Genomic DNA, 12,857 nt, shown 5'->3' with positions numbered 1-12,857 from the left:
CCATGAGCTCACTCGAACGCATCGAACGCATCAGGGAAAGCGGCGGCTGGCTGGAGCGCTACCGGCACGACTCGGCGACCTGCCGTTGCCCCATGACCTTCTCGATCTACCTGCCGCCGCAGGCCGAGCAGGGACCGGTGCCGGCAGTCTACTGGCTGTCCGGCCTGACCTGCACGGACGACAACTTCCGCACCAAGGCCGGCGCCCAGCGCTACGCCGCGGAACTCGGTCTCGCGCTGGTCATCCCCGACACCAGCCCCCGCGGCGAGGGCGTGCCCGACGTGCCCGAGCGCTACGACCTCGGTCAGGGCGCGGGTTTCTACGTCAACGCCACCCAGGCGCCGTGGTCCGAGCACTACCAAATGTACGACTACGTCACCCGCGAGCTGCCGGCGCTGGTCGAGGCGCACTTCCCGCTGGTGCCAGGGTTGAAGTCCATCACGGGGCATTCGATGGGCGGCCACGGCGCGCTGATCTGCGCGCTGAAGAATCCCGGCGCCTACCGCTCGGTATCGGCGTTCGCACCGATCTGCCACCCGACGGTGTGCGGCTGGGGCGAGGGCTGCTTCGGCGCCTACCTCAGCGGCGACCGCGAGGCCTGGAAGGCCTACGACGCGACCGAACTGGTCGCCGCCGGCGCCGCGCCCATCCCGCTGCTGATCGACCACGGCACGGACGACGAATTCCTGCCCGACCAGCTCTATCCGCAGGATCTCGAAGCCGTCTGCCGCGCGCGCGATTTCCCGCTCACCCTGCGCATGCAGGCAGGCTACGACCACAGCTACCACTTCATCGCGAGCTTCATCGGCGAGCACCTCGCCTACCATGCGGTCGCGCTGAAGTAGCGCGGCTCAGGCGGGGGGAGTGGCCCTTGTCCGCTCAAGCACCCAACGGCGGAATTCCGCCACCGGCATCGGCCGCCCGAACAGGTATCCTTGACCCAAACGACAGCCCAGCTCGCGCAACTCGGTGATCTGGGCAGGGCGCTCGATCCCCTCGGCGACCACGGCATGGCCGAAAGGCTCGGCCATGCCAAGGATGGCCCGTACCAGGCTGCGACTCTCGCTGCTGACATCGACCTGAGCCACAAAACGCCGATCAATCTTGACGCCATTGACTGGCATCTCGCTCAAATGTGACAGGCTGGCGTGGCCGGTACCGAAGTCGTCCAGGTAAACGGAAATGCCCCGTGCGGTACATTCCGACAGTACTTCGAAGATTTCCTTGCGCTGATCGAGCGCCGCCGTCTCGACAATTTCAAAGTGGAGGCGACTGTAATTGATCGGCCGCTCTCCTACCGTCATCTGGTCCAGCGACTCACAGAACCCCCGCTTGCGCAGTTCCCAATCGGAAACATTCAGCGCCAGGGTCAATCCATCCAGAACAGACTCATCCTGCCACGCGCGCAACACCGCGATACCCGTATTCAGTATCCAACGACCAATCTGTTCCATCAGCGGATCATCCTGCACCGCCCAGAGAAACGCCATGGGCGCCAGCACTTCGCCATCCGGCTGGGGCCAGCGCAACAAGGCCTCCGCCCCGACGATGGAGCCATCGGTAAGATCGACGATAGGCTGCAGATAGAGCGCCAAACGGTTAGCCGCCAGCGCGACCTCCAAAGCCTCACGAATTTCGCGGCGGGTCTGCTGCTGCCGATCTATCTCGTAACCGTAAAAGCGGTAACCGCCACCTTCACTCTTGGCGTTGTACATCGCCATATCGGCCTGATGGATGAGGGTATCGCCATCCATCTCTTCCCCCATCAACATGGATACGCCTATGCTCGGGCGGACACCCACATAACGCCCCTCGACATTCATGCGCAAACGCAGCGCTGTGTCGATGCGGCGGCATAATGTTTCCACCTCGGTTACCCGGCGAATTCCCTCGGACAACACCAGGAATTCATCGCCCCCCATGCGCACCACGGTATCGCCACGCCGGACGATCTCGCGCAGACGCGCCGCGCAGCTCTTGAGCAGCAAGTCACCGAAACGGTGGCCTAAACGGTCATTGACGCCCTTGAACCCATCCAAATCGATCACGATCACGCTCAGCATGCGTTCGAGGCGACGCGCCCTGTTCATGGCTCGCTCAAGCACTTCAGGTAGCGCGTGTCGGTTGGGCAGCCCGGTCAAGGAGTCACTTTGCGCCTGCTCACGCAATCTTGACTCCATTTCCTCGCGTTGCAGTGCTGCACCGATCAGATCCGCCAGTGCCTCGACCGTATCCAGCGCCTGTTCGTCAGGAATTTCTACCGGACTACCGAACCAAGCCACAGCCAATACAGCACCCGTTTCACCATCCGGCAGGTGCACCGGTACCACGAGATTGGCACTGAGACCCGCCTCAATAAACGCGTCCATGGCCATAGGGGAGTTTTTGTAATCCTGAATGAAGTGCGCCTGCCCACTGCGCATGACCTCGCCGGACACCCCCTGCTCGGCAGAATAACGATAACCCATGAAACGTTGATGGAAGGCAAAGGGGACGCCGAGGAAAAACCGGTACTGCATGACGTCGCCGTCGCGGACGATCAGGGCGGCACCGTCAGCACCACAGCAACCCGCAGCCGCGCCGGCCGCCTTGCGGAAATACTCCTCGAACCGGGATTCGCGCGACAGCGCCTTGACCACCGCTGCCAGATTCAGTGTGTCCATGTCCACTCGTCATAACGCCCTGGAGGCGTCGGCCAGCATACCGCATGCGCATACCATTAGAAATCGTGATTGCCAACAACATGCACGGGACCGAAAATTGCCGCTCGCTTACCGCCGCCGATCCACATGCCGCCCCCCGTTCAACCCGCCGCAGGATTCCGCGCCGCTCCCTGGCCGCGCCGCCTGCGCTGGATTACCGTCGCGCTGGGAGTCGTGCTTGCCTTCGTGCCGCTCGTGCATGCCCCGTTCGGCTGGGATGCCGAAACGTCGCGCAGCGCCGCCCTGCTGGTGCTCGCGATCGCCTTCTGGGCCACCGGTGCCATCCCCGAGCATCTCACCGCACTGTGGTTCATGCTGCTCGCCATGCTGTTCGGGCTGGCCCCCGCCGGCGTGGTGTTTTCGGGCTTCACCTCGCCGGCCTTGTGGCTGGTGTTTTCGGGCCTGGTGCTCGGGCTCGCGGTCGACAGGACCGGGCTCGGCGGGCGCATCGCGCATCACATGGCGGATCGCTTCACGCAGCACTACATCGTCCTGCTCGCCGGACTGGTCGCGGTCGGCATCGTGCTGAGCTTCCTGATGCCGTCCTCGCTCGGTCGCGTTGCGCTGCTGGTTCCCATCGCCCTGTCCGTGGCCGACCACGCCGGGCTGGAATCGGGTTCGCGCGGCCGTACCGGCGTGGCCCTGGCGGCGGCCTTCGGCTGCCAGATACCCGCCTTCGCCATCCTCACCGCCAACGTGCCCAACATGATCCTGGTCGGCAGCGCGGAAACGGTGCTGCACCTCTCGCCCAGCTACGGCGAATACCTGCTGCTCCACTTCCCGGTGCTCGGCGCGCTCAAGGCGGTGCTGATGGTCGGCCTGATCGCCTGGCTTTTCCCCGACCGCCTTCGACCCGCCGACACGAACGGCACCCCCACTCGCACCTCCGCCTGGAGCGGCCACGAACGCCTGCTGGCGGCGGTCCTGGCCGTCGCCCTGCTGCTGTGGATGACCGATTCGATCAATCACATCTCGCCGGCCTGGGTGGCGCTGGCGGCGGCGTTGATTCTCATGCTGCCGGGCGTCGGCGTGATCGACTCCCGGCTGTTCCGCCAGGGCACCAACTTCAACTCCCTGTTCTTCGTCGCCGGGGTGATCGGCTTCGGCGCAGTGGTGACGCACGCCGGCCTCGGCGCACGCCTCGCCGGCTGGCTCGCCCGCATCCTGCCCCTCGCCCCAGGTCATCCGGCCCGCGACTTCGCCTCATTGACGCTGGTTTCGATGGTGACCGGCGTCTTCACCACCCTGCCCGGAGTGCCCGCCGTGCTCACGCCACTCGCCGGCAAGATGGCGGCCGCTTCCGGGTTGCCGGTGAAATCCGTGCTCATGACCGAGGTGCTGGGTTTCTCCACCGCACTGTTTCCCTACCAGTCGGCTCCGCTGGTGGTGGCCATGCAGCTCGCCGGCGAACCGCTCTCGGCAGCGCTCCGCCTGCTCCTCGCCCTGGCGCTGCTCAGCCTGCTCGTGCTGTTGCCGCTGGATTATCTGTGGTGGCACGCACTCGGCTGGCTCTAGGGCCTGTGCATCCCATGGGGTGAACAGGCCCTAGAGCCTACGACGGCGATTCGCCGCCGGCCTGCTCCCTGAGCCAGGCACGGAAGGCGGCCACCTTGGGCAATCCCAGCCGGGAAAGCGGCGCGACGAAGTGATACACGTGATTGCTCGGCACCGCACCGTCGAACAGATGGACCAGGCGGCCGGCCTTCAGCTCGTCCGCCACCAGGCTGTGCCAGCTCAGGGCGACGCCGATGCCGGAAACCGCCGCCTGGATGGAAAGGTTGAGATCGCCCACGTAGCGCGTGCGCAGCGGGCCCTCGACGTCCACCCCGAGCGAGGCCAGCCACGTTTCCCAGTCCGGCATCCCCACCTCCACGCCCTGCTGGTCGTCCTGCAGCAGCGTCGTGCGCAACAGATCGCGCGGCGCGCGCAGACCGGCGGCAAGCCCCGGCGAGGCCACCGGCACGATGGACTCGGGCATCAGGCGCTCGGCATGCAGTCCGGCAAAGGGTCCGGCACCGAAACGCACCGCCGCATCCACGTCCTCCACCCGGAAATTCACCGAGCGGCGGGTCGGCAGCAGGCGCAGCTCGATCTCGGGATAGCGTGCCTGGAAATCGTCCAGCCGCGGCACCAGCCAGCGCGCGGCGAAGGTCGGCGGACAGGATACGACCAGCGGACCGCCCGCATCGTCCCCGCGCAGGCGTGCGATGCCTTCGGCCAGACGCTCGAAGCCTTCGCTCAGCAGGGGCTGCGCGGCGAGCGCCGCCTCGCTCGGTTCGAGTTCGCGGCCGCGCCGGAACAGCGCGACGCCGAGCAGCTCCTCGAGCTGCCGGATCTGCTGGCTGACTGCGGCGGGCGTGACATGCAGCTCCTCCGCCGCGCGCGTGAACGAACGCAGGCGGATGGCCGCCTCGAGCGCACGCACGGCAGTCAGCGGAGGCAAGCGTCTAGTTTTAAGATTTTCTTTAAATTCGCTCAATGAAATGTCGTTTGAGATTAGCCACCAAGGTCATTAGCCTGTGCGCATCCAAATTCCAATTCAAGGAATACTTCATTGAACACGGCACTGGTCTACCTCCTCGTCACCGCCGCGGTGTTCTTCGGCGGCGCCAATTTCACCCTCGCCGGTCCAGTGATGACCGCCCTGCCCCCGCTGTGGGCGGCGGCCGCGCGCTTTCTCTTCGGCACGCTGCTGATCATGGCCATCGTGGCCTGGCGCGGCGGCGACCTGGTCGGTTCCGCACGCCGTCACGGTCCGATCTACCTGATGCTCGGGGTGGTCGGCATCGGCGGCTTCAACCTGCTGTTCTTCTTCGCCCTGCAGCACACCTCACCGGCCAACGCCGCGTTGATCCTCGCCACCAACCCCCTGCTGACCACCCTGCTTGCGGCCCTCACCCTGGGCGAACGCCCCACCGCACGCCAGCTCGCCGCACTGCCCCTGGCGTTGATCGGCGTGGTGGTGGTGATCTCGGGCGGCAGCCTGGAACGCCTGGCGGCACTGAAGATCTCCAGCGGCGATGCGCTGATGATCGCCGCCGATTTCGCCTGGGCGGCCTACAACGTGCTTACCCGCCGTTACATGCCGGCCGGGCCGCCGCTGACCAACACCTCGCTGGTGATGGCGGCCGGCGCGGCGCTGCTGGTGCTCGTCGCCCTCGGTTCGGGCGAGCCGCTGCGCATGCCGGGCGGCGAGGCCCTGGCCGCGCTGGCGGTGATGGTGATCGGCGGCACCGTGCTGTTCTATCTCTTCTGGAGCATCGGCATCGCCCACCTGGGCGCGGGCCGCACCTCGCTGTTTCTCAATCTGGTGCCGGTCTTCGCCATGCTGCTCGACACCCTGGTCGGCATTCTGCCGACCGCCGCCCAACTCGTCGGCGGCGCGCTGGTGATCGGCGGCGTCACCCTGGCGATGCTGCCCAGACGCCAGCTCGCGACGGCCTAGCGCGCGAAGGGAAATCGCGCGAGGATGCGCCGCGCCTGCCCATGGGCGTCGACCTCGGCGATACCGATACCCTCGGCGCGAATTCTCCTGCCGGCGAAATGCCCGCCCGGCCCGCGCATGAAGGACGCGATGCGTGCCGGGTCGGCGGGAGTCAGCAGGGTCAGGTGCGGCTGGAACTGCGCGAACACGTTGGGACTGCCCCAGCGGCGGAACACGGCCTGCTTTTCCGGATAGGCCCTCACCCAACCCGGCATCGGCGGGTGCGGCACGCGCAGGGGATCGAGCGCGCGGGTGACCGCATCGGCAAGACGCTGCATGCGGCGATTGACGCCGACCTCCAGCAGCAGCCAGTGGCTGGGCGTGGCCACGATCCGCCCAAGGCGCATGTCGAAGACAGGCTCGTGCGCCGCCAGCGCACGCACCCGACGCTCGATCTTCGGCAGCCGCCCCGACGGATAGTCGGTGAGATACAGCGTGACGTGCGGCAGGTAGCCGCGCGCATACAACGGCTTGAGACCGTGCGTCTCGAGCTGGCGCGCCAGACCGCCAATCACCGGGCGCAGTTCCGGCCCCGGAATCAGGAACACATCGTAGCCGCGCACCTGTCCGGCGGCCTGCGCCATGCCTGCAAAGCCGAACCACAGCAACCCATGTGCGAACGCATGCCAGTACTTCATCGGCTCCCCCTCAATCCCATTCGCCCTTGATCCGGCCACGTAGCACCTTGACGCTCCCGCGCGCCTGCTTGCCCGCCAGCCTGCGCTCCTGCGAACCGTGTGTCGGACGCGTCGCGCGTCGCGCCTTGGGTTCGTGCAACGCTGCCGCCACCAGCTCGCGAAGACGCTCGCGCGCGTCCTCGACATTGCGCTCCTGACTACGAAAGCGCTGTGCCTTGATCACCAGAACGCCGCGCGCGATGCGCCGGTCGCGCAGCGCCAGCAGGCGTGCGCGCACCGCCTCCGGCAACGAGGACGCACGAATGTCGAAACGCAGATGAACCGCAGTGGCTGCCTTGTTCACGTGCTGGCCGCCAGGCCCCGAGGCACGGATCGCGCTTAGCTCGATCTCGCGCCCAGGGATCGTCACACCGCTGTCGACCTGCAGGCCACCAAAGGCTGCGGCGTTCTCGCACATGGTCGTTCAACCCCTCTCTATGCGCACGTCCGTCGTGCGCAGCGGAACCGGGCCACGCAGACAATGTTCCACCTCCGGCCCGACCGCAATGGCTTTGCGCGATGCCCGATCGATGGGACACCATAATGTACGTGCACGAACCACCAATCGTTGGTCGGTATCGCGCCGCATCTCGGTATGCCGGACGAACTGACGACGCGTTGATTCGCCCACCCAGGTGCGCATCAGAACCACTTCGCCCTCATGCGCCGGTCGCTTGTAGTCGATCTCGTGACGCAACACCACCCACAGCAGCGACGCCCGCAAGGCCTCCGGCGCCACCGCCAGCCAATGGGCGGTTGCGACATCCTGCACCCAACGGAGGTAAACTACGTTGTTGACATGATCCAGGGCATCGATATCCGCAGCCGAAACTGTCAAGCGCATCTCGAACTGCCCGGCCTCACATGTCATAATAAGCTCCTCGAAAGACACTCATGTCGCGCACAGGCGCGCGACATGCAGCAACCTTAACGCGACCGCGGCCGGGGTATGCCGGCACGCCGCCGCCAGAAACGTAAAAGTGGACAGCATCAATGCCTTACTCGGAACAGCAAGTCACATCCGTGCGCCGGTGGTCGGAAAAGACCTTCAGCCTCACTACCACGCGGCCCGAAAATTTCCAGTTCAAGAACGGCGAATTCGTCACCCTGGGCCTGCGCCCGGAGGGCAAGCTCATCGCCCGCGCCTATTCCATCGTCTCCACGAACGACGCCGATCACCTCGAATTCCTCAGCATCCACGTGCCCGACGGCCCCTTGACGAGCCGACTCGCCAAGATCCAACCCGGTGACGGCATCTGGATCAACACCAAGGCCACCGGCTCGCTGACCCTGAACTATGTCCGTCCTGGGCGCAACCTCTACCTGCTCGCCACCGGCACCGGCCTGGCACCGTTCATGAGCCTGATCCGCGACCCGGAAACCTACAAGCAGCATGAAAACGTGATTCTCGTACACACCGTGCGCACCGTCCCGGAGCTCGCCTATCGCAGCGAAATCGAGTCTCTGGCCAACGAGCACCTACGCTACATGCCGACGGTTACCCAGGAGCCCTTCGAGGTCTGTCGACGCGGCGCCGACCTGTTCCGCTCCGGCGAACTGTCTTCGATGCTCGACCTGCCCGCGCCCGACCCGGAACATGACCGCGTCATGTTATGCGGCAACCCGAACATGAATCAGGAAATGACCGATCACCTCGAAGCTAACGGTTGGGTCATGACCGATTATAAAGGTGTGGGCAATTTTACCGTGGAACTGGCCTTCGTCCTCGCCAAGGAAGACTAAGCAAGGAAGCGTTTTGTTCCCTGCACGGAAACGACCTCAGAGCAGCGCGTCGAGCCGCACGTCGGCGCCCAGCACGCCACGCAGCAAGCCGTTATGTTCCCGTATCGGCACCGCCACGGTAAAACAGAAACGCCCGGTCGCCGCCGAACGGTAGACCGGGCTGACATAGGACACCCCGTCGTCGTGTACGCGTCTGAACCACTCGCGCTCGCCCCAGTCCTGACCGATGCCGCTGGCGCCGTAACTGGCCTGGAAGCCTTCCGCTGCCACGTTCTCACTGACCTGACGTCCGTGGGCGTCGGTCACGTAGAGCAGTTCGAAGAAGGCATGCTGCCCCAGCGCTCGCCGTAGGGTCTGTTCCAGCCCCGGCCGGCGCAGCCCGACGATGCCGGGATCGCCGGCCACGCTCTCGGCCGCCAGACGCGCGCTGCGATGCACGTCGAAACGGAATACGCCGATGGAGGTCAACAGTTCGTCGGCCAGCTTATGCAGGTGTTGGCTGGTATCCCCGGCCTCGCCCGCCTTCTCGGTCATGCTGCGCGCAATACGCGCCACCTCCTGCACGTCGTGGCTGACGGTCTGTGCTGCCACACCCATTTGCTCGGTGGCCGAGGCGATGCCGCGGATGCGTTCGTCAAGATGATCCATCGCCACGCGCGCCTCGCCCAGGCGCTGACGGGCCGCCCCCATCTGTTCGCGACCTCGCACTACGCTGTCATGTACTTCGCCGACCCCGCTGACCGTAGCGCCGATCCCCGCCTGCACCTGATCCACGATCTCCTGCACCCGGGCGGTAGCCTCGGCGGTCTGATGGGCGAGTCCGCGCACCTCTCCGGCGACCACGGCGAAGCTGCGTCCATAGGTACCCGCACGCGCAGCCTCGATGGCCGCGTTGAGTGCCAGCAGATTGGTCTGGCGGGCGATGCCGTCGATAAGCCCGATGATTTCGCCGATGCTATGCGCCTGCGCGCTCAATGCCTCGACCTCGCCCAGCAGACTGGAGACACGCTCGTCGACTTCGCGGATGCGCTCCTCCAGATCGGCCCCGTGGCCGTCGCCCTCGGCTACCGCGCGCGTGACGCCGGCCGAAAAGTCTGCGATCTCGTGGGAATTGCGCGCCAGCTCGCGTTCGATCGTCATCGCCATCTCTTCCGCGGCGCTGGCGATGTTCGACGAGGCCAGCGACAAGGCCTCGCTGTCGCCCCGGGTCTGGCGCCCCAACTCCTCCAGCCTGGGCGCGGCCGCCGCCACGGCGATGGCCGAGCGGGACGACCGCCCGATCGTTTCGGCGAGACGCGACACGAAACGATTGAGCGCCGTGGCCAGCTCGGGGTCCGCCCCCGTTTCGGCGAAAGAGACGGTTAGATCCCAATCCCTTTCGGTCAGACGTTCGAGCGTCTGGATTAATTGCTTGCGTTTGCTGGCATTGCGGCCGAGCAGGACAACGGACGACATGCGCGGGACCTCCTTGTCAGGTTTCCATGCGGCTGACAGTCTTGCGCCGAATCGCCAAGCAAGCGCCGATTCACCGCCCGGCTATCTGCCGCGCCACGTCCATGTATGCAAGCCCAGGGCCATCTAAGACAAGTCAATCTGACCGTTTTACTGGGCTTTTACGCTTCGCTTTAGTGCGATCAGGTCCCGGCCCGCCCCGCCACAAGGCAGAAGCTAAAGCGCGCGCACCCGCTCCAATATGCGTTCGGCATGCCCGGTTGGATCGACCCCATATTCTGCATAGGCCAGCCTGCCCTCCCGGTCGACAATGAAGGTTGAGCGCATGATGCCCATCAGCCGCTCCCCATTCTTTTCCTTCTCCTGCCACACCCCATAACGCTCGCATAAATCGCCCGAGGTATCCGCGAGCAGACCGATGTCCAAGCCGTACTTATCGATAAACTCGCGATGGCTTTCACTGGAGTCACGGCTCACGCCGAACACCACGGCGCCGGCGGCCGAAAAATCGCGGGCCAGACGCGAGAAATCCTTCGCCTCGATGGTGCATCCGGGGGTGTCGTCCTTGGGGTAGAAATACAGCACCACGTGCTGCACGCCCTCGTAATCCGCCAGCCTGACCGGCGCGCCAGACTGGTCGAGCGTGGAGAAATCCGGCGCCTTTTGTCCCGTTTCGAGCATGTTGTGTCCTCCTGTTGCGTGGTTCGGGTATCGCTAGGGTCTGTTCGCAAGACTGTGGCCGCGACATGCCCCGCGGTTCAAGTGGCGCGCGACAGGGCATACGGGTCGCTCTCGAACCAATCGGCCAAATGACGCATCGTGGCCCCGATCGCCGGATTGCGCCGGACATCGCGATGCGCCACGCACCAGCATTCGAGCGCCGGCAGCTGCAGCCAGCTCATGACCGGAACCAGCTCCGGCCAACGCACGGCAAGCCCCTGGTGCATGGCACAGATGCCCGCGCCCGCCCGCGCCAGTTCGATCTGCGTCGGCAGATGATCGCAACGCAGGCTGAAATCGTCACGCGTGATCTCCAGGCCCATGCGCGAAGCACCCTCGATGAAATCGGCGTCAAGATCGTTGCCGATCACGCTGTGCCCGACCAAATCGCCCCAATGGGCCGGATCGCCGTGCCGGGCCACGTAATCCCGGTGCGCATAAAAACCCAGCGGCATGTCGGCGAGCCGACGCACCACCAGATCGGCCTGCGCCGGACGGAACATGCGCAGCGCGATATCCGCCTCGCCGCGGTCGAGACTGGCGACGCGATTGCTGATCACCACATCCACCCGGATGCCCGGATGACGGCGGCGCAGCGCCGCCAGCGCGGCCGGCAGCAGATAGGTACCCAGCACCTCGTTGACGCTGACCCGGACGTCACCCACCGTCTCGGCGGAAATGCCCGCAGCCTCGCGGGCAAAATCGCCCGCAGCCCGCCCCATCCTTGCCGCGGTTTCGACCAGGCGTTCGCCGGCCTCGGTCAGGCTCACGCCCTGTTTCGTACGGCGCAGGAGATTGACCCCGGTTTCGCGCTCCAGCGCCAGCATCTCCCTGCTCAGGGTCGGTTGCGAAAGACCCAGCTCACGGGCCGCCGCGGACAGACTGCCGGCAACGGCAACGGCCAGGAAAATACGCACGCGGCGCCAATCGACGTCATTCATATTTGCATAACGGTACGAAGAATATTCCTATTCTAATGCCAATATACATAACTCAAACTGGCCGTCGAAATCACATGGTCAGGAGACAACCATGCCGAGAGCACTCATTTTGGGCCTGGGCGGCGGTTTCGGCAGTGCCGTGGCCGGGGCGCTGCACGCACGGGGCTGGGAACTCAGCGCGTTGGTACGCGATGCGTCGCGATTGCCCCCAGGCTTGCCGGCGGCGAGGCTATTCGCCGGCGATGCCCGGCGGCGCGACGATCTGCAACGCGCCGCGGAGGGTGCCGAGGTGCTGGTGCACGCGGCCAACCCGGCCAAATACCGCTGGCGCGGCGTCGCGCTGCCGATGCTCGAAAACGCCGCCGCAGTCGCCGAGAGCGAACGTCTGACCGTACTTTTCCCGGGCAACGTCTACGTCTTCGACCCGGCCGACGGTCCGGTCTTCGACGAGAGCTCGCCACAGCGGCCGATCACCGAGAAAGGTCGGCTGCGCCTGGCCATGGAGGCGCGGCTCGCGCAAGCCGCCGAGCGGGGCGCCAGGGTCATCCTGCTGCGCATGGGCGACTTCATCGGCCGCCATGCCGCAGGCAGCTGGTTGCAGCACCTGATCCGACGGGTACCCCGGGGCATCCGACTCACGCTGCCGGGCACGTCCGAACTGCCGCATACCTGGGCCTATCTGCCGGACGCCGCGGCCTGTGCCGCGGCCCTGCTCGAGGTGCGGGGGGAGCTGCCCGCCTGGTGTCCTCTGCACTACCGTGGCCACCGCGCCAGCTTCGCCGAAATCGCCACCGCCCTGCACACAGCCAGCGGCCTCGAAGTGATCCCGCATCCCATGGCGTGGTGGCCGTTGCGACTCGCGGCACCGTTTTCGCCTCTGATGAGAGGCGTGATCGAAATGCGCTACCTGTGGCAGCGGGAGGTAAACCTGGATGACGGGCGGCTGCGGTCGATCGTCGGCGACCGTTGCCCGCGGACCCCGTTGGACGAGGTCATGCGCGAGATGCTGCAAGGGCCGGTGCCCGCGGATTGACCCCAGATCGCAGGCACACGAGAATCCCACGTTTGCCGCCTGCGTCGTACCGCCATGCCCGGCCTGCCGCCGATCTCCATAGCACACTCCCGCCCGCACCGGACG

At 65.8% G+C, this 12,857-nt stretch carries 13 protein-coding genes; 5 read left to right on the top strand and 8 right to left on the bottom strand.

Going from position 1 to position 12,857, the window contains the following annotated elements:
- The first annotated feature begins 2 nt into the window (after positions 1-2).
- The gene (gene fghA, locus BJI67_RS03500) at positions 3-845 is read left to right on the top strand and encodes an S-formylglutathione hydrolase (RefSeq protein ID WP_070071855.1); all 843 of its coding nucleotides are present in this window, start codon (positions 3-5) and stop codon (positions 843-845) included.
- A 6-nt stretch (positions 846-851) separates the two neighbouring features.
- Here the strand turns inward: fghA and BJI67_RS03495 are convergent, their stop codons facing one another.
- On the bottom strand, positions 852-2,663 hold the full coding sequence (locus BJI67_RS03495; protein ID WP_070071854.1) for a bifunctional diguanylate cyclase/phosphodiesterase: 1,812 nt from the start codon (positions 2,661-2,663) through the stop codon (positions 852-854).
- A 126-nt stretch (positions 2,664-2,789) separates the two neighbouring features.
- On the opposite strand from BJI67_RS03495, the gene BJI67_RS03490 reads away from it, so the two are divergent.
- Complete coding sequence (locus BJI67_RS03490) at positions 2,790-4,217, top strand: SLC13 family permease (protein ID WP_070071853.1); 1,428 nt, start codon at positions 2,790-2,792, stop codon at positions 4,215-4,217.
- A 37-nt stretch (positions 4,218-4,254) separates the two neighbouring features.
- Here the strand turns inward: BJI67_RS03490 and gcvA are convergent, their stop codons facing one another.
- Complete coding sequence (gene gcvA / locus BJI67_RS03485) at positions 4,255-5,181, bottom strand: transcriptional regulator GcvA (protein WP_070071852.1); 927 nt, start codon at positions 5,179-5,181, stop codon at positions 4,255-4,257.
- A 75-nt stretch (positions 5,182-5,256) separates the two neighbouring features.
- Between gcvA and BJI67_RS03480 the strand changes: the two genes are divergently transcribed.
- Positions 5,257-6,147, top strand: coding sequence for a DMT family transporter (locus BJI67_RS03480; protein ID WP_070071851.1), 891 nt, complete (start codon positions 5,257-5,259; stop codon positions 6,145-6,147).
- Here BJI67_RS03480 and BJI67_RS03475 read toward each other — a convergent pair.
- The 3 genes from BJI67_RS03475 to BJI67_RS03465 are packed head-to-tail and all read right to left on the bottom strand — an operon-like array spanning position 6,144 to position 7,734.
- Positions 6,144-6,824: a DUF1045 domain-containing protein gene (locus tag BJI67_RS03475; protein ID WP_070071850.1), complete on the bottom strand. Its 681-nt coding sequence runs from the start codon at positions 6,822-6,824 to the stop codon at positions 6,144-6,146. The genes BJI67_RS03480 and BJI67_RS03475 overlap by 4 nt on opposite strands.
- A gap of 10 nt (positions 6,825-6,834) precedes the next feature.
- On the bottom strand, positions 6,835-7,281 hold the full coding sequence (gene arfB / locus BJI67_RS03470; RefSeq protein ID WP_070071849.1) for an alternative ribosome rescue aminoacyl-tRNA hydrolase ArfB: 447 nt from the start codon (positions 7,279-7,281) through the stop codon (positions 6,835-6,837).
- 6 nt (positions 7,282-7,287) lie between these two features.
- The gene (locus BJI67_RS03465; protein WP_070071848.1) at positions 7,288-7,734 is read right to left on the bottom strand and encodes an acyl-CoA thioesterase; all 447 of its coding nucleotides are present in this window, start codon (positions 7,732-7,734) and stop codon (positions 7,288-7,290) included.
- Positions 7,735-7,856: 122 nt separating this feature from the next.
- On the opposite strand from BJI67_RS03465, the gene BJI67_RS03460 reads away from it, so the two are divergent.
- Positions 7,857-8,606, top strand: a complete 750-nt coding sequence (locus tag BJI67_RS03460; protein ID WP_070071847.1) for a ferredoxin--NADP reductase — start codon at positions 7,857-7,859, stop codon at positions 8,604-8,606.
- Between the two features lie 36 nt (positions 8,607-8,642).
- Here the strand turns inward: BJI67_RS03460 and BJI67_RS03455 are convergent, their stop codons facing one another.
- From BJI67_RS03455 to BJI67_RS03445, 3 genes are all read right to left on the bottom strand, one after another.
- Positions 8,643-10,061, bottom strand: coding sequence for a methyl-accepting chemotaxis protein (locus tag BJI67_RS03455; protein ID WP_070071846.1), 1,419 nt, complete (start codon positions 10,059-10,061; stop codon positions 8,643-8,645).
- Positions 10,062-10,274: 213 nt separating this feature from the next.
- Entirely contained in the window at positions 10,275-10,739 is a 465-nt protein-coding gene (locus BJI67_RS03450) for a peroxiredoxin (protein WP_070071845.1), read from the bottom strand.
- A gap of 77 nt (positions 10,740-10,816) precedes the next feature.
- Positions 10,817-11,719, bottom strand: a complete 903-nt coding sequence (locus BJI67_RS03445; RefSeq protein ID WP_070071844.1) for a LysR family transcriptional regulator — start codon at positions 11,717-11,719, stop codon at positions 10,817-10,819.
- Positions 11,720-11,810: 91 nt separating this feature from the next.
- Between BJI67_RS03445 and BJI67_RS03440 the strand changes: the two genes are divergently transcribed.
- Entirely contained in the window at positions 11,811-12,752 is a 942-nt protein-coding gene (locus BJI67_RS03440; RefSeq protein WP_070071843.1) for an NAD-dependent epimerase/dehydratase family protein, read from the top strand.
- Positions 12,753-12,857 lie beyond the last annotated feature (105 nt).

This window comes from Acidihalobacter aeolianus (genome assembly GCF_001753165.1).
Taxonomy (GTDB): Bacteria; Pseudomonadota; Gammaproteobacteria; order DSM-5130; family Acidihalobacteraceae; genus Acidihalobacter; species Acidihalobacter aeolianus.
Note: the sequence above shows the minus strand (reverse complement) of the source record. Positions and strands in the feature narration are given on the sequence as shown.